Raw genomic sequence first — 23,923 nt, forward strand, 5'->3', positions numbered from 1 at the left:
CGCGGCTCACCGCCGCCGATGCGCGCTCAGGCAGACCGGACGGCGACCACGTCGGCGAACGCCTCGAGCGCGGTCCGCACCGACCCCTCGGGCAGCGCCTGGAGCCGCTGCTTGGCCTCCTGCGCGCGGGCGATGACGTAGGTCTTCGCCTGCTCCATCGCCGGGTGCTTGCGCAGCAGGTCGAGCGCCTCGGCGTGCAGCTCGGCGTCGGCCGCGAGGTCGGTGCGCTCGGGGTCGAGCAGCTCGAGCAGGCGGGCGTCGTCGGGGTCGGTGGAGGCGCGGGCCATCAGCACCGGGAGGGTCGGGACGCCCTCCTTGAGGTCGGTGCCGGGGGTCTTGCCCGACTCCTCGGTCTCGGAGGCGATGTCGAGGATGTCGTCGGAGAGCTGGAAGGCGGTGCCGACCAGCTCGCCGTACTCGGTGAGCGCGGCGACGACCTCGGGCGCGGCGCCCGCGAAGAGCGCCCCGTAGTGGGCCGAGGTGGCGATCAGCGAGCCGGTCTTGCCGGCGACGACCTCGAGGTAGTGGGCCAGGGCGTCCTCGTCGGGGCCCGGCTTCACGGTCTCGAGGATCTGGCCCTCGACGAGGCGGGTGAACGTCTCGGCCTGGATGCGAACCGCCTCCGGGCCGAGCTGGGCGGTCAGCTCGGAGGACTTCGCGAACAGGAAGTCGCCGGTGAGGATCGCGACCAGGTTGTCGAAGCGCGAGTTGGCCGAGTCGGCGCCGCGGCGCAGGGCCGCCTCGTCCATGACGTCGTCGTGGTAGAGCGAGCCGACGTGGGTGATCTCGACGACGCATGCCGCGGTGAGCACCTCGGCCGCCTCGGGACGCGGGCCGGCCTCGGCCGCGAGCAGCACGAGCAGCGGCCGGAACCTCTTGCCCCCGGCGGCGAGCAGGTGCCGCGCCGCCTCGGTGACGTACGGCGCCCGGCTGGTCGCGTGGCCGAAGAGCATCTCCTCGACGGTGGCCATCCGCGCCCTCAGCCGGTCGGCGAGGGCGGTGTCGTCGATCGGCAGGGCAAGCTCAGCGGGGCTCGCAGGTGCGTTCACCTGATGAAGTCTCCCGCACGGGTGACCAGATCGAGAACCGGGCCCGGCACAACGCCCATGACCAGGGTCGCCGCGAGGCAGACGACGACCGTCGCGGAGGTCGCCGGCGAGGAGCGGGTGACCGCCCCGGTGCCGTCGGGATCGGGCTCGGTGAAGAACATCAGCCGGATGTGCCGCACGTAGAAGGTGATCGCCATGATGCTGCAGACGATCGCCACCAGGACGACGGGCCAGGCGCCCGCCGACATCGCCGAGGTGAACACGGCCCACTTGCCGATGAAGCCGGCGGTCAGCGGGATGCCGGCCATCGACAGCAGGAAGAAGGCGAAGGCGCCCGCGACGAGCGGCGACGTGCGTCCCAGCCCCGCCCACCGCTGGTAGGACGTCGCTTCGCCGCCCGCGTCGCGCACCAGGGTGACGATGGCGAAGGCGCCGATCATGGCGAAGCCGTAGGTGGTCAGGTAGAAGAGCACGCCCTCGAGCGAGGTGTACTGCCCGTCGGCCAGCTCGCCGGCGCTCTGCACGCCGAGGACGCCGACCAGGAGGAAGCCGGTGTGGGCGACCGAGGAGTAGGCGAGCATCCGCTTGACGTCGTTCTGGACGATGGCGAGCACCGCGCCGAGGACCATCGAGCCGATCGCGACCACCCACAGCATCGGGACCCAGCTCCAGCGCTCGCCGCCGAAGGCGACGTAGAGCAGGCGGAGCAGGGCGCCGAAGGCGGCGACCTTGGTGCCGGCGGCCATGAACGCGGTGACCGCGGTCGGGGCGCCCTGGTAGACGTCGGGGGTCCAGGCCTGGAAGGGCGCGGCGCCGACCTTGAACAGCAGGCCGACCGCGAGCAGCGCGATGCCGGCCAGCAGCAGGCCGTGGTTGGCCGCGCCGGCGCGCACCGACTCGTTGATGCCGGCGAAGGTGACCGAGCCGGAGTAGCCGTAGACCAGCGCGGCGCCGTAGAGGAAGAAGCCGGAGGAGAAGGCGCCGAGCAGGAAGTACTTCATCGCCGCCTCCTGGCTCAGCAGGCGGCGACGGCGCGCCAGACCACAGAGCAGGTAGAGCGGCAGCGACAAGATCTCCAGCGCGACGAACATGGTGAGCAGGTCGCCCGACGCCGGGAACAGCAGCATGCCGCTCACCGCGAAGAGCAGCAGCGGGTAGACCTCGGTGTGGTCGAGGCCGCGGGTCGACGCCTCGCGCTCCCCCTCGGTGCCCGGCAGCGCGGCCGCCTGGCCGACGAAGGCGGACACGCCGCCCTCGAGCCGGCGCTCGGAGAAGAGCGCCACGCCGGCGAGCGCGAAGACCAGGATCAGGCCCCACAGGTAGACGGTCGGGCCGTCGATGACGACGCTGCCCATCGCGCCGACCAGACCGCGGCCCTCGCTGCCGCCCGCGCCCCGGTGGACGTCGAGGTGGACGCCGACCAGGACCGTGGCGACGAGCGCGCCGACGACGGTCAGCAGCGCCAGAGCGACCTGGGGCACCCGGCGGCTGCCGCGCGGCAGGAACGCCTCCAGCAGGACGCCGAGGGTGGCGCCGCCGAGGACGATCAGCAGCGGAAGGAGCTCGGTGTACTCGAGCTCGGGCTTCACGAAGCTCATCAGTTGGCCTTCCCCTCGAGGTGCACGACGTTCTGCACGGTCGGCGCCGGATCACGGACGCCGACCTGCTGCAGCAGGTCGCCGACCATCGGGTTGCTGACGTCGAGCAGCGGCGCCGGGTAGAACCCGAGGAACACCAGCGCCGCCACCAGCGGGGCGACCGCGGCGATCTCGCGCACGCCGAGGTCGCGGGTGGTCTCGACCTCGGCCGGCGTCGGGCCGGTCATCGTGCGCTGGTACATCCACAGTACGTAGATCGCTGCCAGCACCACCGCGGTGATCGCGATCGCGCCGACGTACCAGGCGTGCTGGAAGGCGCTCAGCAGCACCAGGAACTCACTGACGAACGGCGAGAGACCGGGCAGGCCCAGGGTGGCCAGGCCGGCCACCAGGAACAGCCCGGCGAGGACGGGCGTGACCTTCTCGAGGCCGCCCATCTCGCTGATCAGGGTGGTGCCGCGGCGCTCGGCGAGATAGCCCGCGACCAGGAAGAGCGCGGCCGTGCCGAGGCCGTGGTTGACCATGTAGAGGATCGCGCCGGTGCTGCCCTGGGTCGAGAAGGTGAAGATGCCGAGCGTGATCAGGCCGAAGTGGCTCAGCGAGGTGAGACCGATCAGCCGGAAGATGTCGTCCTGGCCGATCGCGATGAGCGCGCCGTAGACGATCGAGATCAGCGCCAGCGTGATCACCAGCGGGGTGGCCCACTGCGACGCCTCGGGGAAGATCCCGAGGCAGAACCGCATCATCCCGAAGGTGCCGATCTTGTCGAGGATGCAGACGAGCAGCACACCGGTGCCGGGTGTCGCCTTCTCGGTGGTGTCAGCCAGCCAGGTGTGCAGCGGGAACAGCGGCGCCTTGATCGCGAAGGCGATGAAGAAGCCGAAGAACAGCCAGCGGCCGGGCGTGGTGCCGATGTCGAGCTTCTCCAGGTCGGAGAGCAGGTACGACGGCGCGCCGTGCTGTGCGGAGACGACGTAGAGCCCGATGACCGACGCGAGCAGGATCAGGCCGCCCGCGAGCTGGAACATCAGGAACTTCAGCGCCGCCGCGCCCCGGCCCTCGCGGCCGAAGCCGCCGACCAGGAAGTAGGCCGGGATCAGCGTCGCCTCGAAGACGACGTAGAAGAGGAAGACGTCGGTGGCGCAGAAGACCGCGAGCGAGAGGCCCTCGAGGGCGAGCGTCCAGGCGACGAAGGCGCGCGCTCCGGCGCTGCCTTCGGCGTCGGCCTTGAACCACTCCGCGCCCAGCACCAGCGGCACCAGCAGCACGGTGAGCAGCACCAGCAGCAGGCCCAGGCCGTCGACGGCGAGGGCGTAGTGGACGCCGAAGGCCTTGATCCACTCGTGGTCCTCGGCGAACTGCCGGCCGCCGTCGGCCTCGTAGGAGGCCGCGACGCCGACGCCGATGGCGAGCGTCACGAGCGCGACCCCGAGGCCGGTGACCTTGCTGAGCGAGCGCGGCAGCAGCGCGACCGCGACCGCGCCGGCGATGGGGAGCCAGACCAGAAGGGAGAGGATCACAGGTTCACCGCCACGAGCGTGAGGACGAGGACGACGGCGCCGCCGAGGATGCCGAGCGCGTAGGACCGGACGTAGCCGTTCTGCAGGCGGCGGAAGAGCTCGCCGGAGCCGGCGAGCACCGTGGCGGCGCCGGTGAAGAGCCCGTCGACCAGCGTGCGGTCGCCGGAGGTGAAGCTGCCGACGACGGCCTTGCCGGGGTTGACGACCAGGGTGTCGTTGATCGCGTCGCCGTACAGGTCGGCACGGGCGGCGCGAGTGGCCAGGGAGACCTTGGCCGGGGCGACCTTCGGGACGTCGCGCCGGCCGACGAGCACCCACGCCAGGGCGACGCCGGCGGCGACCACCGCGATGGTGATCAGGGTCAGCACGATGACCGGCAGCGGGGGCTCCTCGTGCGCGGCGTGGCCGACGACCGGGCTGAGCCAGTCGACGATCCAGTTGCCGGCGAGCATCAGGCCGCCGAGTGCGGAGAGCGCGGCAAGGACCATCAGCGGGATGGTCATCACCAGCGGGCTCTCGTGCGGGTGGACGCCCTTCTGCCAGCGCTTCTTGGTGAAGAAGGTCATCAGCATCATCCGGGTCATGTAGAAGCCGGTGACGCCGGCGCCGAGCAGCGCGCAGACGCCGACGACCGGGTTCTGGGTGAGCGCGACCTCGATGATCTTGTCCTTCGACCAGAAGCCCGCGAAGGGCGGGATGCCGATGATCGCGAGGAAGCCGAGCGCGAAGGTCGCGAAGGTGATCGGCAGCGCCTTCTGCAGCGCGCCGTAGTGGCGCATGTCGACGTCGTCGTCCATCGCGTGCATGACCGAGCCGGCCCCGAGGAACATGTTGGCCTTGAAGAAGCCGTGGGTCAGCAGGTGGAAGATCGCGAAGGCGTAGCCCGCGACGCCGAGGCCGGCGCCGAGCATCATGTAGCCGATCTGGCTCATCGTGGAGCCGGCCAGGCCCTTCTTGATGTCGTCCTTGGCGCAACCGATGATCGCACCCCACAGCAGCGTCACCGTCGCGACGATGACCACGACGGTCTGCGCGGTCGGCGCCAGCTCGAAGATGAAGTTGGAGCGGGTGATCAGGTAGACGCCCGCGGTCACCATGGTGGCCGCGTGGATCAGCGCGGAGACCGGGGTCGGGCCCTCCATCGCGTCGAGCAGCCAGGCCTGCAGCGGCACCTGGGCGGACTTGCCGCAGGCACCGAGGAGCAGCAGCACGCCGATCCAGTTGAGGGTGGTGTCGGTGGCGCCGCCGGACAGGGCGCTGACGCCGCTGTAGCTCGTGGTGCCGAAGGTGACGAACATCAAGAAGATCGCCAGGCCCAGGCCCATGTCGCCGACCCGGTTGATGACGAACGCCTTCTTGGCCGCGGCCGCCGCCGTCGGCTTGTGCTGCCAGAACCCGATGAGCAGGTACGACGCGAGGCCGACGCCCTCCCAGCCGAGGAAGAGGCCCACGTAGTTCTCGGCGAGGACGAGCATGAGCATCGCCGCGACGAAGAGGTTGAGGTAGGCGAAGAACCGCGGCCGCCGCGGGTCGTGCGCCATGTAGCCCACCGAGTAGAGGTGGATCAGCGCGCCGACGCCGGTGATCAGCAGCAGGAAGAGCGCCGAGAGCGGGTCGTAGAGCAGGTCGAGGCCGACGTCGAGGTGACCGGCGTCGATCCAGGTCCACAGGTGCTGCGCGAGCTGGCGCTCGCCCGCGTCGCGTCCCAGCAGGGTCACGAACATGACCAGGCTGAGCACGAACGAGCCGGTGATCGTGGCCAGGCCGATCCAGTGCCCGTAGGCCTGGGTACGGCGGTTGCCGAGCAGCAGCAGGACCGCGGCGCCCAACAGCGGCAGCGCGACGATCAGCCACAGCAGGGCGAAGACCTCGTGGGCCTCGGCCGGCGCGACCACGGGCACGTGCGTCTCGCTGGCGCGGAGCGTCAGCGCGGAGAGTGCGTTCACTGGGTTGGCCCTCTCAGAACTTCAGCAGGCTCGCGTCGTCGACCGAGGCCGAGCGACGGGTCCGGAAGATGGTCATGATGATCGCGAGCCCCACCACGACCTCGGCCGCGGCCACCACCATCACGAAGAAGGCGGCGATCTGGCCGTCGAGGTTGCCGTGCTGGTGGGCGAACGCGACGAACGCGAGGTTGCAGGCGTTGAGCATCAGCTCGACACACATGAACACCACGATGGCGTTGCGGCGGGTGAGCACGCCGATCGAGCCGATGGTGAACAAGATGGCGGAGAGGACGACGTACTCCATCAGTGCTCAGCCTCCTTCTGCTCGGGCTGGACGGCGGAGCCGATCGGCGCCGCGTTCTCCTCGCTGGAGCCGACGGCGCCGGACTTGCCCGCTGTCGTGGCGTCGGTCGCTTCGCTCCCCGCCTGCTTCGCATCGGGCGCCTCGGTCGGCGCGACGCCGAGCTGGGCCGTGATCGAATCGATGTCGCGCAGGCCGGCGCGCTGCATGGTGCCACGGGCGGCGAGCACCCGGGACACCGACGCCGGCGCCGGGCTGCCGTCGGGCAGCAGGGCCGGGGTGTCGACGGCGTTGTGGCGGGCGTAGACGCCCGGCGGGGGCAGCGGCCCGAGGTGGGCGCCGGTCTCGCCGTAGGCGCGGATCCGCTCGGCGGCGAGGTCGGCCTGGGTCTTCTTCGGCGTGAGCCGCTCGCGGTGGGCCAGCACCATCGCACCGACGGCGGCGGTGATGAGCAGGGCGCTGGTGGCCTCGAAGATGAACACGTAGCGGGAGAACAGCAGGTCGGCGAGCGCCTGGATGTTGCCGCCGGAGTTGGCCTCCTTCAGCCCCACCGCGGGGCCGAGGGTGAGCTGGGTCAGCGCGACGACCATGATCACCACGAAGACCGCGCCGACGAACCAGGCCAGCGCGCGCTGGCCCTTGATCGTCTCGACGAGCGAGTCGGAGGCGTCGACGCCGACCAGCATCAGCACGAAGAGGAAGAGCATCAAGATCGCGCCGGTGTAGACGATGATCTGCACCGCGAACAGGAACGGCGCCTCGAGGACGGCGTACAGCACGGCGAGGCTGATCATCACCACGGCCAGCAGCAGCGCGGCATGGACGGCCTTGCGCACGAAGAGCAGGCCGAGCGCCGCGACGACCATGATCGGGGCGAGCACCCAGAAGGCGATCATGCGTCACCACCGCTCGCCGGGACGCCGGACTCGACGGGGGCGGAGCCGCCGAAGGTCCCGCGGTAGTAGTCGTCGTCGTTGCCGAGCAGCATCGGGTGCGGCGGCTGCTCCATGCCGGGCAGCATCGGCGCGAGCAGGTCGGACTTCTCGTAGATCAGGCTGGCCCGGCTGTCGTCGGCGAGCTCGTACTCGTTGGTCATCGTCAGCGCGCGGGTCGGGCACGCCTCGATGCAGAGCCCGCACAGGATGCAGCGCAGGTAGTTGATCTGGTAGACGCGGCCGTAGCGCTCGCCGGCGCTGTAGCGCCCCGACTCGACCGGGTTGCCGTCGGCGTCGACGCTCGGGCCGTCGACGTTCTCGGCGCCCTCGACGTAGATCGCGTCGGCCGGGCAGGCCCAGGCGCACAGCTCGCAGCCGACGCACTTCTCGAGGCCGTCGGGCCAGCGGTTGAGCTGGTGGCGGCCGTGGAAGCGCGGCGCGGTGGGCAGCTTCTCCTTGGGGTACTGCTCGGTGACGACCTTGCGGAACATGGTCCGGAAGGTGACGCCGAAGCCGGCCACCGGGTCCCAGAGCTGCTCCTTGAGCGAGGGCCCCTTGTCCGTGGGCTTGTCAGCCATTGCTCACCTCTTGATCGACGGGGCTGCTGCGGAAGACCAGCGGGGCGGCGGCGCCCTGCACCGCGCCACCGGCCGGCATCGGCGGGACCGGGAAGCCGCCCGCACGCGGCGCGGCGACCGTGGTGCTCGGGGTCTCGTCGGTGCCCTCGGGCAGGAAGTAGACGACCAGCGCGGCGACCAGGACGACGCCGACGAGGATCAGCCAGAACTCCTGGTTCTGTCCGAATCCCTCCGTGAAGACGCCCTCGTTGCGGGCCACGCGCATGGTGGCGACGGCGACGATCCAGACCAGCGAGATCGGGATCAGCCGCTTCCAGCCGAACGCCATGAACTGGTCGTAGCGCAGTCGCGGCAGCGAGCCGCGCAGCCAGATGAAGATGAAGATGAAGAAGAGCACCTTGCCGAAGAACCAGAGCACCGGCCAGTAGCCCTCGTTGGCGCCCGCCCACACGTGGTCGATCCAGAAGGGCGCGTGCCAGCCGCCCAGGAAGAGCGTGGTCGCGAGCGCGGACACGGTCGCCATGTTGATGTACTCGGCGAGGAAGAAGAGTGCGAACTTCAGGCTGGAGTACTCGGTGTGGAAGCCGCCGACCAGCTCGCCCTCGGCCTCGGGGAGGTCGAAGGGCGCGCGGTTGGTCTCGCCGACCATCGCGATCGTGTAGATGACGAACGACGGCAGCAGGGCCAGGCCGAACCACAGGTCGCCCTGGGCGGCCACGATCTCGCTGGTCGACATGGAGCCGGCGTACATGAACACCGCGACCAGCGCGAGGCCCATCGCCACCTCGTAGGAGATCATCTGCGCGCTCGAGCGCAGGCCGCCCAGAAGCGAGTACGTCGAGCCGCTCGACCAGCCGCCGAGCACGATGCCGTAGATCCCGATCGACGCGATCGCCATCACGAAGAGCACCGCGACCGGCATGTCGGTGAGCTGCAGCGGCGTGCGGTGGCCGAAGAAGCTGACCTCGGGCCCGAACGGGATGACGCTGAACGTCACGAACGCCGGCACCACCACGATCACGGGCGCGAGGACGAAGACCACCTTGTCGGCGGCCTTGGGGATCAGGTCCTCCTTGAACGCCAGCTTCACGCCGTCGGCCAACGACTGCAGCAGGCCGAAGGGACCGTGCACGTTGGGGCCGATCCGGTGCTGCATCCGGGCCACGACCCGGCGCTCCCACCAGATGTTGAACAGGGTGAGCAGCACCAGGAAGAGGAAGATCAGCAGCGTCTTGAGCCCGATCACCCACCAGGGATCGTTGCCGAACGCACCGAGCGAGACGTTCATCCGTGCACCCCTTCCGCTCCGCTGATCGTGACCCTCGTGCCCGGGGAGGCCAGGTCGGCCAGGACGCCGTTGCCGACCGAGCCGGCCGGCACCCACACCACGCCGTCGACGAGGTCGTCGCAGATCTCGGCGGGCAGCGTCATCGAGCCGCGGTCGCCGGTGAGGGTGACCGTCGGCCCGTGCGCGTCGAAGTCGGCGCGGGTGACGAGCGCGACGGGAGTGCGGGCCGTCGCCTTGAGGTACTTGTCGCCGTCCTGCATCGCGCCGTTGTCGAGCAGCTGCTTCCAGGTGGCGAGCACCAAGGTGCCTTCGGCACCTGCGCCTTCGGCACCTGCGCCTTCGGCGCGAAGGGCATCGTCCCTCGCTTCGCTCGGGCGCTCTTGTGTTCCGGACAGACCAGGCTCGCTTCGCTCGCGGTCTGCCCGGGGCCCGTCCCAGGGGCCCAGCTGCGCCATCTCGGCGCGGACCTCGTCGACGGTGCGGAAGCCGAGCGGGGCGCCCATCTCGTCGGCGATGCCGGCCAGCGCGCGCAGCTCGGGCAGGGACGCCGGGTTGTGCAGCGCGGCCTCCCACGGGCGGACCCGCCCCTCCCAGTTGACGAACATGCCCGCCTTGTCGGTGGTCGGCGCGACCGGGAAGACCACGTCGGCGACGTCGGTGACGGCGGTCCGGCGCAGGTCGAGCGCCACGACGAAGCCGGCCGCGTCGATCGCCGCGCGGGTGGCGGCCGGGTCGGCGGTGTCGTCGGGGTCGACGCCGGCGATGACGAGCCCGCCGAGCTCGCCCGCGACCAGGGCGGCCACGATCGCGTCGGCGTCGCGGCCCTCGGTCTCGGGCAGTGCGGCCACGCCCCAGGCGGTGGCGACGTCGACGCGGGCGCGGGCGTCGGCGACCGGACGGCCGCCGGGCAGCAGGGTCGGCAGGCAGCCGGTCTCGATCGCGCCGCGGTCGCCGGCCCGGCGCGGCACCCAGGCCAGCCGGGCGCCGGTCGCGGCCGCGACCTCGGCGGCGGCGGACAGCGCGCCGGGGACGGTCGCCAGCCGCTCGCCCACCAGCAGCACGCTGGTGGCGTCGAGCTCGCCGGCCAACGCACGCAGCGCGGCCGGCTCGTCGCCGGGGACGGTCGGGACCAGGCGTCCGGAGAGCTTGTCGAGCCCCCGTGTCGAGTACGGCGCGAGCGCGATCACCGCGGTGCCGCCGGCGCGGACCGACTTGCGCAGCCGCAGGAAGATCGCGCCGGCCTCGTCCTCGGGCTCCAGGCCCACGAGCACGACCTTCGCGGCCGACTCGAGGTCGCGGTAGGTGACGCTGCCGGCCTCGGGACCGGTCAGCACGACGTGCGAGGCGAGGAAGGCGGTCTCCTCGGCGGAGAGCGGCCGCGCCCGGAAGTCGATGTCGTTGGTCTCGAGCGCGACGCGGGCGAGCTTGCTGTAGGCGTAGGAGTCCTCGGCCGTGAGCCGGCCGCCGGTCAGGACGCCGACACCGCCGGCGGCCTTGGCCGCGGCGAGGCCGCGCGCCGCGACGGCGAACGCCTCGGGCCAGGACGCCGGCCGCAGCGCGCCGTCCTCGTCACGGACCTGCGGGTACTCGAGCCGGTCGTCGGCCTTGGCGTAGGCGAAGGCGAAGCGGTCCTTGTCGGTGATCCACTCCTCGTTGACCTCGGGGTCGTCGCCGGCCTGGCGACGCAGCACCTGGCCGCGGCGGTGGTCGATCCGGATCGCCGAGCCGCAGGCGTCGTGCTCGGCCACGCCGGGCGTGGAGACCAGGTCGAAGGGCCGCGAGCGGAAGCGGTACTGCTCGGAGGTGAGCGCGCCGACCGGGCAGATCTGGATGACATTGCCCGAGAAGTAGGAGAGGAAGGGCGCGTCCTCGGCGATGCCGATCTGCTGCTGCGCGCCGCGCTCGACCAGCGCGATGAACGGGTCGCCCGCGATCTCGTCGGCGAAGCGGGTGCAGCGCTGGCACACGATGCAGCGCTCGCGGTCGAGCAGCACCGTCGGCGAGAGGTTGATCGGCTTGGGGAAGGTCCGCTTGACGCCGCGGTTGCGCTCGTCGGAGAAGCGCGACTCGGCACGGCCGTTGGACATCGCCTGGTTCTGCAGGGGGCACTCGCCGCCCTTGTCGCAGACGGGGCAGTCGAGCGGGTGGTTGATGAGCAGCAGCTCCATCACGCCCTGCTGCGCCTTGTCGGCGACCGGGCTGGTGACCTGGGTGCTGACGACCATGCCCTCGGCGACCGGGAGCGTGCAGGAGGCCTGCGGCTTGGGGAAGCCGCGTCCGTTGCCGGCGTCGGGGACGTCGACCAGGCACTGCCGGCAGGCGCCCGCGGGCGCGAGCAGCGGGTGGTCGCAGAAGCGCGGGATCTGGACGCCGATCTGCTCGGCGGCGCGGATCACCAGCGTGTCCTTGGGGACGCTGACCTGGACGCTGTCGATGGTGACGGTGACCAGATCGGTCTTCTCGACGGTCTTCTCGCTCACGCGGACACCTCCTGTCCGGCCCAGGCCGTCGACTTCGCGGGGTCGAAGGGGCACCCGCCGTGGCTCAGGTGGGCGAGGTACTCGTCGCGGAAGTGCTGGATCGAGCTGGAGATCGGGCTGGTGGCGCCGTCGCCCAGCGCGCAGAACGAGCGGCCGAGGATGTTGTCGCACTGGTCGAGGAGCTGGTCGAGGTCCTCCTCGCTGCCCTGTCCGTTCTCGAGCCGGGTCAGGGCCTGCACCAGCCACCAGGTGCCCTCACGGCACGGGGTGCACTTGCCGCACGACTCGTGCTTGTAGAACTCCGTCCAGCGCAGCACCGCCCGCACCACGCAGACCGTCTCGTCGAAGATCTGCAGCGCGCGGGTGCCCAGCATCGAGCCGACGGCGCCGACGCCCTCGAAGTCGAGCGGGACGTCGAGGTGCTCGGCGGTGAGCAGCGGCGTGCTGGAGCCGCCCGGCGTCCAGAACTTCAGCTGGTGGCCGTGACGGACGCCGCCCGCGAGGTCGAGCAGCTCGCGCAGCGTGATGCCGAGCGGCGCCTCGTACTGGCCGGGCCGCATGACGTGGCCGGACAGCGAGAAGATGCCGTGTCCCTTGGACTTCTCGGTGCCCATCGCGCCGAACCAGGACGCGCCGTTCTTGACGATGGCGGGCACCGAGGCGATCGACTCGACGTTGTTGATGACCGTCGGGCTGGCGTAGAGGCCGGCCACGGCGGGGAACGGCGGGCGCAGCCGCGGCTGGCCGCGACGACCCTCGAGGCCCTCGAGGAGGGCGGTCTCCTCACCGCAGATGTAGGCGCCCGCACCGGCGTGGACGACGACGTCGAGGTCGTAGCCCGAGCCGTGGATGTTGGCGCCGAGGTGGCCGGCGGCGTAGGCCTCGGCGACCGCGGCCTGCACCCGGCGGATGACGTGGACCACCTCGCCGCGGATGTAGATGAACGCCTTGTTGGCGCGGATGGCGTAGGAGCTGATGATCACGCCCTCGACGAGGACGTGGGGGTTGCCCATCATCAGCGGGATGTCCTTGCAGGTGCCCGGCTCCGACTCGTCGGCGTTGACGACGAGGTACTTGGGCTTGGGGTTGTCCTGCGGGATGAAGGACCACTTCATGCCGGTCGGGAAGCCGGCGCCGCCGCGGCCGCGCAGGCCGCTGTCCTTGACGGCCGTGATGACGTCGTCGGGGCTCATCTTGAACGCGACGTCGAGGGCCTCGTAGCCGCCCTTGTCCGCGTAGGTGGCGAGCTTCCAGCCCTGCTCGGCGTCCCAGAGGTCGGTGAGGACCGGGGTCAGCGGGTCAGTCATCTGCGGCCTCCTTCGCGGGCGCTGCGGAAGGACCGGGGGCGGTCCAGCCGCGCTCCCGGGCGATCTCGAGGCCGGCGAGGCTCGCCGTACCGGCGGTGGGGCCCTCGTCGACGCGGCCGTCGGGGAAGCCGGCGAGCACTCGCTCGGCCTCCTTCCACGTGCACAGCCGCGGGCCGCGGGTGGAGCTGACGTCGTGGCCGGCGCGCAGCGCCTCGACCATCTGGACCGCCGACTCGGGGGTCTGGTTGTCCATGAACTCCCAGTTGACCATCACCACAGGGGCGTAGTCGCAGGCCGCGTTGCACTCGATGTGCTCGAGGCTGACCGTGCGCGAGTCGCCCTGGCGCTGGACGGCGACCTCGTCGTTGCCGATGTCGAGGTGCTCCTTGAGCCGGGCGAAGATCGCGTCGCCGCCCATCACCGCGCACAGCGTGTTGGTGCAGACGCCGACGTGGTAGTCGCCGACGCCGTGGCGCTTGTACATCGTGTAGAAGGTCGCGACGCCGTTGACCTCGGCCGGGCTCAGGTCGAGGATCGCGGCGCAGGCCTCGATGCCCTCGGGGGTGATCCGGCCCTGCACCGACTGCACCAGGTGGAGCATCGGCAGCAGGCCCGAGCGCGCCTCGGGGTAGCGGGCCGCGATCTCGCGCAGCTCACCGATGGTCTTGTCGTCCAGCTGACTGGCGCGGGGCTGGGTGTTCATCGGTCGACGCCTCCCATCACGGGGTCGATGCTCGCGATGGCGACGATGACGTCGGCGATCTGGCCGCCCTCGCTCATCACGCCCATCGCCTGGAGGTTGTTGAACGACGGGTCGCGGAAGTGCGCCCGGAAGGGCCGGGTGCCGCCGTCGGAGACGACGTGGGCGCCCAGCTCGCCGCGCGGCGACTCGACCGGCACGTAGGCCTGGCCGGCCGGCACCCGGAAGCCCTCGGTCACCAGCTTGAAGTGGTGGATGAGCGCCTCCATCGACTCCCCCATGATGTGGCGGATGTGGTCGAGGCTGTTGCCCATGCCGTCGCTGCCGATGGAGAGCTGGCTGGGCCAGGCGACCTTCTTGTCGGCCACCATCACCGGCGCGCCCTCGAGCTTGGCCAGCCGGTCGGCGGCCTGCTCGATGATCTTCAGCGACTCCCACATCTCGTTGAGCCGGACGCGGAACCGGCCGTAGGAGTCGGCGGTGTCCCAGGTCTGGACGTCGAAGTCGTAGGTCTCGTAGCCGCTGTAGGGCTGGGCCTTGCGCAGGTCGAAGCCGTAGCCGGTGCTGCGCAGGACCGGGCCGGTGAGGCCGAGCGCCATGCAGCCCTCGAGGTCGAGGTGGCCGACGTTCTCGAGGCGGGCCTTGAAGATCGGGTTGGCGTTGCACAGCGCGGCGTACTCGGGCAGCCGCTTCTTCATCAGCGCGACGAAGGAGCGGATCTCGTCGAGGGCGCCCGGGGGCAGGTCCTGGGCGACGCCGCCGGGGCGGATGAACGCGTGGTTCATGCGCAGGCCGGTGATCAGCTCGAAGAGGTCGAGCACCAGCTCGCGCTCGCGGAAGCCGATCGTCATGACCGTCAGCGCGCCGATCTCCATGCCGCCGGTGGCGATGCAGACCAGGTGGGAGGAGATCCGGTTGAGCTCCATGAGCAGGACCCGCATCACCTGGGCCTTCTCGGGGATGTCGTTCTCGATGTCGAGCAGCCGCTCGACGCCCAGCACGTAGGTCATCTCGTTGAAGAACGGGCTCAGGTAGTCCATCCGGGTGCAGAACGTGACGCCCTGCGTCCAGGAGCGGTACTCCATGTTCTTCTCGATGCCGGTGTGCAGGTAGCCGATGCCGCAGCGGGCCTCGGTGACCGTCTCGCCCTCGATCTCGAGGATCAGCCGGAGCACGCCGTGGGTCGACGGGTGCTGCGGGCCCATGTTGACCACGACCCGCTCGGCCGAGTCGAACCCGGCGTCGTCGCCGAGGCCGGCGGCGATGCTGTCCCAGTCCTGGCCGGAGACGGTGAAGACCTTGCCGTCGGAGGTGTCGGCGGAGTCGGCGTAGAAGTCGGTGTTGCTGGTGTCGGTGCTCATCAGTTGTAGCTCCTCCGCTGGTCCGGCGGCGGGACGCTGGCGCCCTTGTACTCGACGGGGATTCCGCCGAGGGGGTAGTCCTTGCGCTGGGGATGGCCCGGCCAGTCGTCGGGCATGAGGATCCGGGTCAGGGCCGGGTGGCCGTCGAACTGGATCCCGAACATGTCCCAGGTCTCGCGCTCGTGCCAGTCGGCGGCGGGGTAGAGCGGCACCAGGCTGGGCACGTGCGGGTCGGCGTCGGGCATGGCGACCTCGACGCGGACCCGGCGGTTCCAGGTGTAGGACATCAGGTGGTAGACGGCGTGCAGCTCGCGGCCGGTGTCGCCCGGGTAGTGGACGCCGCTGACGCCGGAGAGCAGCTCGAAGCGCAGGCTCGGGTCGTCGCGCAGCTTCTTCGCCGCCTCGAGCAGGTGGTCGCGGTGGATGTGGAGGGTGATCTCGCCGCGGTGGATGACGACCTGCTCGATGAGCGGGTCGAGCGCGTCGGCGACGCCGTCGTACCAGCCGCCGTAGGGGCGCTGCGCGGCGCCGGGCAGGACGACCTGGGCCACCAGGCCGCCGTAGCCGCTGGTGTCGCCGGAGCCCCGCACGCCGAACATGCCGTGCCGGGCGCCGACCGCGCGGACCTCGACCTCGGGCTCGCCGAGCGACGCGGGCGCGTTCTCGGGCGACTGGTCGGTGGCCCGCTGCTCGACGGCCTTCTCGTCCTTCTCGTCGCTCACCGCAGCTGTCCCCTCATGTCGCTGGTCGGCAGCGCGACCAGGCCCTCGGCCTCGAGCTCACGGATCTGGGCGCGGCGGTTGGGGCCGAGCGGCGTCGCCTGGACCTTGTCGTGGAGCTTGAGGATCGCGTCGATGAGCATCTCCGGGCGCGGCGGGCAGCCGGGGAGGTACATGTCGACCGGGACGACGTGGTCGACGCCCTGGACGATCGCGTAGTTGTTGAACATGCCGCCGCTGCTGGCGCACACGCCCATGGCGAGCACCCACTTGGGCTCGGCCATCTGGTCGTAGATCTGGCGCAGGACGGGCGCCATCTTCTGGCTGACCCGGCCGGCGACGATCATCAGGTCGGCCTGGCGCGGACTGGCCCGGAAGACCTCCATGCCGAAGCGCGCGAGGTCGTACTTCGGCCCACCGCTGGTCATCATCTCGATCGCGCAGCACGCCAGCCCGAAGGTGGCGGGCCAGAAGCTGGCCTTGCGCATGTAGCCGGCCAGCCCCTCGACCGTGCTCAGCAGGACTCCGCTGGGGAGCTTCTCCTCGATGCCCATATCTCAGTCCCTCCCTGGTGAGAGTCGCGAGGCGCGTGCGCCGCCGAGGCGGAGGAGCGAAGGCGACCTGAAAAGCGGAGCGGTCGTCGAGTGACGACAACGCCGGGGGCGTGCGTGCATCGTGGCTCTCAATCCCAGTCGAGGCCGCCGCGACGCCAGACGTAGGCGTAGGCGACGAAGACGGTGGCGATGAACAGGACCATCTCGACCAGCCCGAACCAGGACATCGCGTCGAAGCGGACGGCCCACGGGTAGAGGAAGATGATCTCGATGTCGAAGACGATGAAGAGCATCGCGGTGATGTAGTACTTCACCGGGAAGCGGCCGCCGAGCGCCTGGGGCGTCGGCTCGATGCCGCACTCGTAGGAGTCGTACTTGGCGCGGTTGTAGCGCCTCGGTCCCACCATCGTGCTCATGACGACCGACCCGACCGCGAACAGCGCGGCCAAGGCCGCCAGCACCAACACCGGCGTGTAGAGCTCCATGAGCCTCCCTCTCGTGATCTTGTGAACAGAATCACTAGTGGCGTGGAACACATACTGCCACCCCCGATCACACCGGTCACAGGGGGGTGGGCAATGCCACATCCGTCACGCCTGAAAGCCGCGAAAAGCCGGTCTGACCTGGGGATTAGCGCACAGAGGGTTTGCGAAAATCAGGGTCCAGCCAGGCGTCCGGGACGAGCTGCCGCGGCACGGTCAGCCACTGCCGCGCGGGCGCGTCCCAGGCGGTCACGACGACCGGCCCCGCGACGATCCTCGTCAACCGCTCCCACGGCAGCTCGCTGTCGCCCGCGGCCGTCTCCAGCCGCAGGCGCTCGGCCGTCGCCTCCGACGCCACGGCGGCGCCGACCGGGTACGCGGCGCCGAGCACCCGCCGTACGGAGCGGCGGGTGGAGAGCCAGAACCACGCGGCCATCAGCGCGGCCCCGCCGACGCCGAGCAGCAGGCCCGGGTAGTTCCAGCGCGCCGAGCCGAGGAGCGCGAGCGCGCCGCCGAGCAGCAGGACGAGGCGGGCCGTGCCGCGCCACAGCCGCCAGGTCGCCGCGCGCAGGAGCGCGTCCTGCTCGGACGCGGTCACCGTCCACTCGAGACGCGCTGGGGTCACCGGAGGTGCTCCAGCCACGCGTCGGGGAAGAGCTGGCGCGGGATGTGGACGCGGCGGCGGGTGAGGGAGTCGCGGACCGAGACGTACGACCGGTGGACCCGGGGCTTGGTCAGCCGGGACCAGACCAGCTCGGTGACGCCGCTCGCCACCGTCAGCCGGTACGACGTCTCGAGGGCCTCCGCGGACACCGGCTGTCCGACCGGGTAGAGCCGGGCGAGCAGCCGGCGGGTGCGCACGATCGACGGCACCGCCCAGGCGACGAGCACCGCGACGGCCGCGAGGGCCGCGGCCGGTGCGGTGAGCCGGCCGCCGGTGAAGAAGAGCAGGCCGATCCCGAGGCCGATCAGCATCGGCCCGAGGCTCTGCGCGAGCGTGCGGCCGATGAGCGCGCGGCCGAAGGCGCCGAGCTCGGCGCGCGTCGGCGTCCAGACGACCTGCATGGCCGCGATCGTAGGACGGGTCAGGCGGTGGCGCGGTGCAGCGCCACGATCCCGCCGGACAGGTTGCGCCACTGCGGGCGCTGCCAGCCCGCCTCGCCGATCAGGTCGGCCAGGCCCCGCTGGTCGGGCCAGGCGCGGATCGACTCGGCGAGGTAGACGTAGGCGTCAGGCGCCGAGGAGATGGCGCGCGCGACGGCGGGCAGGGCGCGCATCAGGTACTCGATGTAGACGGTCCGCCACGGCGACCAGGTCGGGTGGCTGAACTCGCACACGACCAGGCGGCCGCCGGGCTTGGTCACCCGGCGCATCTCGGCGAGGCCGGCGAGCGGGTCGACGATATTGCGCAGGCCGAAGGAGATGGTGACCGCGTCGAAGGTGGCGTCGCGGAACGGCAGCCTGGTGCCGTCGCCGGCCGTGAACGGCAGGTGGGGCAGCTGCTTCTTGCCGACCTGGAGCATGCCGATCGAGAAGTCGCACGGCACGACGTCGGCCCCCGCGTCGCGGAACGGCTGGCTCGAGGTGCCGGTGCCGGCCGCGAGGTCGAGCACCCGGTCGCCGTACGACGGGTCGACGGCGGCGAGCACCTCGCGCCGCCAGCGGCGGTCCTGGCCGAACGAGAGGATGTCGTTGGTCAGGTCATAGCGCCGCGCGACGGTGTCGAACATCCGTCGAACGTCGGCGGGCTGCTTGTCGAGCTCTGCGCGGGCCACCGCGGCAGCCTAGTCGGGCGAAATCGCTCGCAACCAACCGGCCACCCACGGCGTCTACCTGAGCATGAACACCACGTTGCGCATCGCGCGCCGGATCACGCTCGTCACCGTGGTCGCGGCCCTCTGCTCCGTCCTCGCGTACGGCGTCGGCTGGGCCGTGCGCAACGACTCCTCCCCCGCGCCCGCGACGCCCGCGCCCACGCGGCAGCACGCCCCGAAGCCGAAGCCCACGCCGACCCAGCAGCCGCCGGCTCAGACGCCGAGCGAGCAGCCGCCCAGCGAGACGCCCGGCGAGACTCCCAGCGAGACCCCGACCGAGGACCCCGGGCCGCCGCCCGCCGGCCCGGCGCTCCTCTCCCCCGGCGACCAGGGCCCGCAGGTCCGCGAGCTCCAGGCCCGGCTCAAGCAGATCGACTGGTTCAGCGGCGACGTCACCGACCGGTACGGCGACAAGACCGCCGAGGCGGTGCGCGGCTTCCAGGCCAAGCGCGGCTTCCAGGTGACCGGCGAGGTCGACCGCCGTACCCTCACCCGGCTCGAGCAGATGACCCACGAGCCCACCCAGGCCGAGCTCACGAACACCCCGCCCGCGAGCACCAACGGCAACACGCCCGGCCCGCTCGACCCACGCTGCACCACCGGTCGCGTGCTCTGCGTCGACAAGTCCAGCCGGACTCTGCGCTGGCTCGTCGACGGGACGGTCGTCAAGACCGTCGACGTCCGGTTCGGGTCGTCCGAGCTGCCGACCCGCGAGGGCGTCTTCACGATCTACCGCAAGAGCCGCGACCACGTGTCGACGCTGTACCACACGTCCATGCCCTTCGCGATGTTCTTCTCCGGCGGGCAGGCCGTGCACTACTCGTCCGACTTCGCGGCGCGCGGCTACAGCGGCGCCAGCCACGGCTGCGTCAACGTGCGCGACCGGGCCGGCGTCGAGTGGCTGTTCGACCATGTCGCCCTCGGCGACAAGGTCGTCATCTACTGGAGCTAGGAGGCGGTGCGCTCGAGGACGACGTCGAGGTACGTGGCCAGCTCCTTGGGCTCGAGCCCGGTGCTGAAGACGTCGTAGGCGAGTCCGCCGCGCTCGGCGCGGCACTCGGCCTGGTAGTTGGACGCCGGCACCTTGGTGCCGGTGGCCGGCATGCCGGTGCTGGGGTCGACCGCCTGCTGCCAGGAGATCGCGCAGCGGTGGCCGCCGATCTCGCTGAGCTGGTAGTTGGCACCGCTCTGCTGGATCTCGAAGGGGCCGTTCGGGATGACCAGGCCGGCCTCGCCGGGCACGATCGAGACGGCGATCTGGGCGGGCGCGGTCTGCGTGGTCGCGGCCTGGCCCATCGCCTTGGCGTCGATATAGCTGCGGACCCGCGCGGCGCCGTACAGGGTGGCGAGGTGGCTGGCCGCGATGGTGTCGCCCTTGCCGGCCCGCTCGGCGAAGCCGGGGACGGCGGCCTTGTCGGCCGGCGCGGTCACGCCGGCGTCCTCGACGGTCACGGTCGAGAGCGCCTGCATCCGGCTGTCGAGGCGGTCGGGCAGCTTCGGCAGGTCGGCGGACGTGATCGTGGGCTCCTCGGAGACCTTGGGCAGGCCCACCCCGAAGCCCACGGCTCCGGCGAGGAGGACGACGCCCGTGACGGCGCCAGCGACGGTGGATCGAGCGATCGGCATCGGGCCATCATGCCCGGTCCACCTGAGAGCCGGCCGAGTGGCCTCGGGCGCGGCTCTCCGAGCGGGGAGCCGGGCCTAGAGGTCGGTGCCGTCGGGGAGCCGGCGGTACTCCAGGCCCTTCGCCTCCAGGAAGCGCGTGAACTGCGCGTCGCAGATGGCGAGCCCCTCCGGCGAGAACACCCGGTCGTGGATCGCGACCGTCTGCCGCGCCCCGATCATCCGCGCGAAGTCGACGCCCTCGCTCACCCGCATCCAGGGGGCCGAGACGGGCGCCAGCAGGACGTCGACCGCCTCGCCGGGCGCGGTCAACGCGTCGCCCGGGTGGTAGGCCGTCGTCCCGCCGCCGCTCAGCAGGTAGCCGCTGTTGTCGAAGCGCGGCAGCTCGGGGTGGATGACCGCGTGCAGCTCGCCCACGGCCCGCACGGCGAAGGACCCGATCGACCACGCCTCGTCGGGCCGGACGACGGTGACCCGCTCGGCCAGGTCGGGCGCGCCCTCGCGGATCTGCGCCGCGACCGCGCCGATCGTGTAGATCGGGGCGTCTGCGGCCCGGAGCAGCTCCGGGTGGTAGTGGTCCATGTGCTCGTGGGTGATGAGGACGGCGTCGACGCCCTCGACCGCCTCCCGCTGGGTCCACACGCCCGGGTCGACGACGAGCGAGGTGCCGTCGTGCTCGAACCTGACCGCCGCGTGTCCGAACTTCGTCAGTCGCATGAGGGCCACGGTAGTCCCGCGGGCGCGGGTCAGCCGGTCTGGTGGTGGACGTAGCACCAGCGCCAGTCCTCGCCCGGCTCGACCGAGCGCATGACGGGGTGCTGGCTCTCGCGGAAGTGCGCGGTGGCGTGCCGCCGCGGTGAGGAGTCGCAGCAGCCGACGTTGCCGCACGACAGGCACATCCGCAGCGCGACCCAGCGTGTCCCCTCCGCCAGGCAGGCGGGGCAGGCGAGGTCGTCGGGCGGGTCCATGAGCTGGATCGAGGCGAGGTGCTCGCAGCCCTGGCCCAGGAGTGGGCGGGGCGCCGCGGTCCGCAGCTCGGCGCGCGCGGCCTCGGCGGCGTCCAGCATCGACTCCTCTACGTCGAGCATGGCCAGCACCTCGCTGACGATCTCCGACGGCACCGAGCCGGTCGACCGGATCTCCAGCACCCGGCGCCGCTCGGTCTCGATCATGTCGCCGCGCCAGCGGGCGTAGAGGTCGCTCGGGCTCTCCTCGCCCTCGGTCGTGCCGAGCCGCTCCCAGGCGGCGAAGTTGCGCTGCTCGATCCGCTGGATGATCAGCTCGCGGACGTGGTGGGGGTCGTCGCAGTCGACGGCCAGCTCGTCGAGCTTGTGGATGCCGGCCTTGGCGGCCTGCTGCAGCAGGGTCGCGCGGGCGAGGGCGTCGTCGTGCGGGTCCGGCGAGGGTACGGCGAGCCGCCGCGCCACCCACGGCAGCGTCAGGCCCTGGCCGAGCAGGGTCCCGGCCACGACGACGAAGGCGATGATCAGCAGCACCTCGCGGTGCCGGGTGTCCTCGGGGACGGTGAACGCCGCGGCCAGCGTCACCACGCCCCGCATGCCCGCCCAGCCGATGAGGAAGGAGTAGCGCCAGCTGGTCTGCTCGCCGGTGAGCGGGTCGACCCGGTGTCGCAGCAGGAAGGCCTGGCCGGCGAACACCCACAGCAGCCGCAGCAGGACGACGGCCACGAACGCCGCGGCGCACGCCACCGCGATCTGCCCGACGCCGAAGTCGCTCTTGCCGACCTCGCCGAGCAGCCAGTCGGCCTGCAGCCCGATGAGCAGGAAGACCGTGTTCTCGAGGACGTAGGCGATGGTGCGCCAGTTCATCCGCTCCGCGATCCGCGACTGCGCGGTCTGCAGCACCGGCGCGACGTGGCCGAGCAGCAGGCCGGCGACCACGACCGCGACCACGCCGGACGCGTGGATCTCCTCCGCGACGATGTAGGCCGAGAACGGGATCACCAGCGAGATCGCGGTGTCGAGCAGCGGGTCGGTGACCTTCTTGCGGACGAAGCCGACGATCGCGAAGGTCAGCGCGCCGATCGCGACGCCGCCGCCGGCGGCGAGCAGGAAGTCACGACCGACCTGCCAGGCGGCGACGGTGGTGCTGATGGCGGCGACGGCGGTGCGCAGCGCGACCAGCGCGCTCGCGTCGTTGAGCAGCGACTCGCCCTCGAGGATGGTGACCACCCGGCGGGGCAGGCCGATCCGCCGTCCGATCGCGGTCGCGGCGACGGCATCGGGCGGCGCCACGACGGCGCCGATCGCGAGCGCCAGCGGCCACTGGATCTCGGGGATGACCATCCGCACGACGGCCGCGACGCCGAACGTCGTGAACGCCACGAGCCCCACCGACAGCAGCAGGATCGAGCGGCGGTTGGCGTTGAAGTCGACGAGCGAGGTGTTGACCGACGCGGAGTAGAGCAGCGGCGGCAGCAGCCCGAGCAGCACGACCTCCGGCTCGAGCCGCAGCTCGGGCACCCCGGGGACGTACGACGCCGCGAAGCCCACCACGACCAGGGTCAGCGGCGCCGGGACCTCGAACCGCTCCGAGATCGCGGTGACGGTGAGGACGGTCGCGACGATCGCGACCAGCAGGAAGGCGATCTCCATCGCGCTGTCTCCTTAGAGGCCGGCCGCGAGGTCGCGGATCCGGAGGTCGAGGTCGCGGCGACCGAGCCGGTCGACGACCGCCTCGACCACGTCGATGCCGCCGTTGGGCGAGGCCAGCGCCTGGTCGAGCTCGGGGCGCGAGCCGACCCGCAGGTGCGGGATCCGCGCGCCCGCGCAGAGGCTCGCCAGGTCGGAGCCGTGGGGCGTGCCGAAGAGCCGCTCGAAGGACGCCGCGTGCGCCGGGGCGCCCTGCTCCAGCATCGAGAAGATGGCGCCGCCGTCGTCGTTGGGGACGACGATCGTCAGGTCCGGACGCGGCTCGTCCGGCCCGAGCACCAGCCCGGTCTGGTCGTGCAGGAAGGTCAGGTCGCCCATCAGGGCGAGGTTGCGCGTCGAGTCGCGCCGGCCGAGCGCGGCGCCGATCGCGGTGCTGATGGTGCCGTCGATGCCGGCCAGGCCGCGGTTGCCGATCACCTTGCGCCGGGTGCCGACCGCGGGTGGCCGGAGCATCAGGTCGAGATCGCGGACCGGACTGGACGCGCCGACCACGAGCAGTCCGCCGGCGGGCAGCGCGGCGTGGGCGGCCGCCGCGACGTCGTACGGCGTGAGGGCGGGCTCCGCGGCGAGCAGCCGGTCGATCCGCCGGCCGAGCGCGCGGTCCGCCGTACGCCAGGCGTCGAGCCAGTCGGCGTCGTCGGGCTCGCCGTCCCAGCCGGGCGCGGAGATCGCCGTGGCCCGCGGCGGCCGGACCGGCCAGACTCCGGGCCCCGGGACGACGAGGACGTCGACGTCCGGGCGCTCGAGGAGGGTGCTCACCGGCCGCGAGATGGTCGGCCGCCCGAAGACGACGACCCGCTCGATCCGCTTGCCGAGGTCGGTGCCGAGCAGCAGCCGGTAGGTCCGCAGCGCGTGCTCGCCGGTACGCGCGCCGCTCGTCGGCTCGGCCAGCAGCGGCCAGCCCGCCGCCTCGGCGAGCTGCCGCGCGGGCGGGCCGGCGTCGTCACCGGCGACGACCACCGTCAACGGCCCCCGCTCCAGGCTGGTCGACCGTCG

At 71.6% G+C, this 23,923-nt stretch carries 22 protein-coding genes and 1 pseudogene; 1 reads left to right on the forward strand and 22 read right to left on the reverse strand.

Annotated elements, in window-relative coordinates; all coding sequences use genetic code 11:
* Positions 1-26: 26 nt before the first annotated feature.
* From AB4880_RS07135 to AB4880_RS07220, 18 genes are all read right to left on the reverse strand, one after another.
* A complete protein-coding gene (locus AB4880_RS07135) occupies positions 27-1,049 on the reverse strand; it encodes a polyprenyl synthetase family protein (protein WP_367918521.1) in 1,023 nt (340 codons plus the stop codon).
* Entirely contained in the window at positions 1,046-2,647 is a 1,602-nt protein-coding gene (nuoN, locus tag AB4880_RS07140) for an NADH-quinone oxidoreductase subunit NuoN (protein ID WP_367918522.1), read from the reverse strand. Before nuoN ends, AB4880_RS07135 begins: the two co-directional genes overlap by 4 nt.
* Positions 2,647-4,167 carry an NADH-quinone oxidoreductase subunit M gene (locus AB4880_RS07145; protein WP_367918523.1) on the reverse strand — a complete coding sequence of 507 codons (1,521 nt, stop codon included), beginning with the start codon at positions 4,165-4,167 and terminating at the stop codon, positions 2,647-2,649. The genes nuoN and AB4880_RS07145 overlap by 1 nt, the downstream gene beginning before the upstream one ends.
* Positions 4,164-6,062, reverse strand: a complete 1,899-nt coding sequence (nuoL, locus tag AB4880_RS07150) for an NADH-quinone oxidoreductase subunit L (protein WP_367918671.1) — start codon at positions 6,060-6,062, stop codon at positions 4,164-4,166. The genes AB4880_RS07145 and nuoL overlap by 4 nt, the downstream gene beginning before the upstream one ends.
* A 64-nt stretch (positions 6,063-6,126) precedes the next feature.
* Complete coding sequence (gene nuoK / locus AB4880_RS07155) at positions 6,127-6,417, reverse strand: NADH-quinone oxidoreductase subunit NuoK (protein ID WP_367918524.1); 291 nt, start codon at positions 6,415-6,417, stop codon at positions 6,127-6,129.
* Complete coding sequence (locus tag AB4880_RS07160; RefSeq protein WP_367918525.1) at positions 6,417-7,310, reverse strand: NADH-quinone oxidoreductase subunit J; 894 nt, start codon at positions 7,308-7,310, stop codon at positions 6,417-6,419. Before AB4880_RS07160 ends, nuoK begins: the two co-directional genes overlap by 1 nt.
* Positions 7,307-7,927, reverse strand: coding sequence for an NADH-quinone oxidoreductase subunit NuoI (nuoI, locus tag AB4880_RS07165; RefSeq protein WP_367918526.1), 621 nt, complete (start codon positions 7,925-7,927; stop codon positions 7,307-7,309). Before nuoI ends, AB4880_RS07160 begins: the two co-directional genes overlap by 4 nt.
* Positions 7,920-9,215: an NADH-quinone oxidoreductase subunit NuoH gene (nuoH, locus tag AB4880_RS07170; RefSeq protein WP_367918527.1), complete on the reverse strand. Its 1,296-nt coding sequence runs from the start codon at positions 9,213-9,215 to the stop codon at positions 7,920-7,922. Before nuoH ends, nuoI begins: the two co-directional genes overlap by 8 nt.
* Positions 9,212-11,695, reverse strand: a complete 2,484-nt coding sequence (locus AB4880_RS07175) for an NADH-quinone oxidoreductase subunit G (RefSeq protein WP_367918528.1) — start codon at positions 11,693-11,695, stop codon at positions 9,212-9,214. The genes nuoH and AB4880_RS07175 overlap by 4 nt, the downstream gene beginning before the upstream one ends.
* Positions 11,692-13,002 carry an NADH-quinone oxidoreductase subunit NuoF gene (gene nuoF, locus AB4880_RS07180; protein WP_367918529.1) on the reverse strand — a complete coding sequence of 437 codons (1,311 nt, stop codon included), beginning with the start codon at positions 13,000-13,002 and terminating at the stop codon, positions 11,692-11,694. Before nuoF ends, AB4880_RS07175 begins: the two co-directional genes overlap by 4 nt.
* A complete protein-coding gene (gene nuoE / locus AB4880_RS07185) occupies positions 12,995-13,705 on the reverse strand; it encodes an NADH-quinone oxidoreductase subunit NuoE (protein ID WP_367918530.1) in 711 nt (236 codons plus the stop codon). Before nuoE ends, nuoF begins: the two co-directional genes overlap by 8 nt.
* Entirely contained in the window at positions 13,702-15,063 is a 1,362-nt protein-coding gene (locus AB4880_RS07190; protein ID WP_367918531.1) for an NADH-quinone oxidoreductase subunit D, read from the reverse strand. Before AB4880_RS07190 ends, nuoE begins: the two co-directional genes overlap by 4 nt.
* Entirely contained in the window at positions 15,063-15,785 is a 723-nt protein-coding gene (locus AB4880_RS07195; RefSeq protein ID WP_367918532.1) for an NADH-quinone oxidoreductase subunit C, read from the reverse strand. The genes AB4880_RS07190 and AB4880_RS07195 overlap by 1 nt, the downstream gene beginning before the upstream one ends.
* On the reverse strand, positions 15,782-16,336 hold the full coding sequence (locus AB4880_RS07200; RefSeq protein WP_367918533.1) for a NuoB/complex I 20 kDa subunit family protein: 555 nt from the start codon (positions 16,334-16,336) through the stop codon (positions 15,782-15,784). The genes AB4880_RS07195 and AB4880_RS07200 overlap by 4 nt, the downstream gene beginning before the upstream one ends.
* 128 nt (positions 16,337-16,464) lie before the next feature.
* Positions 16,465-16,821 (reverse strand): NADH-quinone oxidoreductase subunit A, encoded by a 357-nt coding sequence (locus AB4880_RS07205; protein WP_367918534.1) that lies wholly within the window; start codon positions 16,819-16,821, stop codon positions 16,465-16,467.
* A 145-nt stretch (positions 16,822-16,966) separates the two neighbouring features.
* Positions 16,967-17,443 (reverse strand): hypothetical protein, encoded by a 477-nt coding sequence (locus AB4880_RS07210; protein ID WP_367918535.1) that lies wholly within the window; start codon positions 17,441-17,443, stop codon positions 16,967-16,969.
* A complete protein-coding gene (locus AB4880_RS07215; RefSeq protein WP_367918536.1) occupies positions 17,440-17,883 on the reverse strand; it encodes a hypothetical protein in 444 nt (147 codons plus the stop codon). Before AB4880_RS07215 ends, AB4880_RS07210 begins: the two co-directional genes overlap by 4 nt.
* Positions 17,884-17,903: 20 nt before the next feature.
* A complete protein-coding gene (locus tag AB4880_RS07220) occupies positions 17,904-18,593 on the reverse strand; it encodes a demethylmenaquinone methyltransferase (RefSeq protein WP_367918537.1) in 690 nt (229 codons plus the stop codon).
* A gap of 64 nt (positions 18,594-18,657) precedes the next feature.
* Between AB4880_RS07220 and AB4880_RS07225 the strand changes: the two genes are divergently transcribed.
* Positions 18,658-19,584, forward strand: a complete 927-nt coding sequence (locus tag AB4880_RS07225) for a L,D-transpeptidase family protein (protein WP_367918538.1) — start codon at positions 18,658-18,660, stop codon at positions 19,582-19,584.
* On the opposite strand, the gene AB4880_RS07230 is transcribed toward AB4880_RS07225, so the two are convergent.
* From AB4880_RS07230 to AB4880_RS07245, 4 genes and pseudogenes are all read right to left on the reverse strand, one after another.
* Entirely contained in the window at positions 19,581-20,258 is a 678-nt protein-coding gene (locus AB4880_RS07230; RefSeq protein ID WP_367918539.1) for a hypothetical protein, read from the reverse strand. The genes AB4880_RS07225 and AB4880_RS07230 overlap by 4 nt on opposite strands.
* A gap of 75 nt (positions 20,259-20,333) precedes the next feature.
* Positions 20,334-20,972, reverse strand: a complete 639-nt coding sequence (locus AB4880_RS07235) for an MBL fold metallo-hydrolase (RefSeq protein WP_367918540.1) — start codon at positions 20,970-20,972, stop codon at positions 20,334-20,336.
* A gap of 29 nt (positions 20,973-21,001) precedes the next feature.
* Entirely contained in the window at positions 21,002-22,870 is a 1,869-nt protein-coding gene (locus AB4880_RS07240; RefSeq protein WP_367918541.1) for a cation:proton antiporter domain-containing protein, read from the reverse strand.
* Between the two features lie 12 nt (positions 22,871-22,882).
* Positions 22,883-23,923, reverse strand: a pseudogene (locus AB4880_RS07245) (2-succinyl-5-enolpyruvyl-6-hydroxy-3-cyclohexene-1-carboxylic-acid synthase); the annotation flags it as partial.

It is taken from the genome of Nocardioides ginsengisoli (genome assembly GCF_039537225.1).
Classification (GTDB): domain Bacteria; phylum Actinomycetota; class Actinomycetes; order Propionibacteriales; family Nocardioidaceae; genus Nocardioides; species Nocardioides ginsengisoli.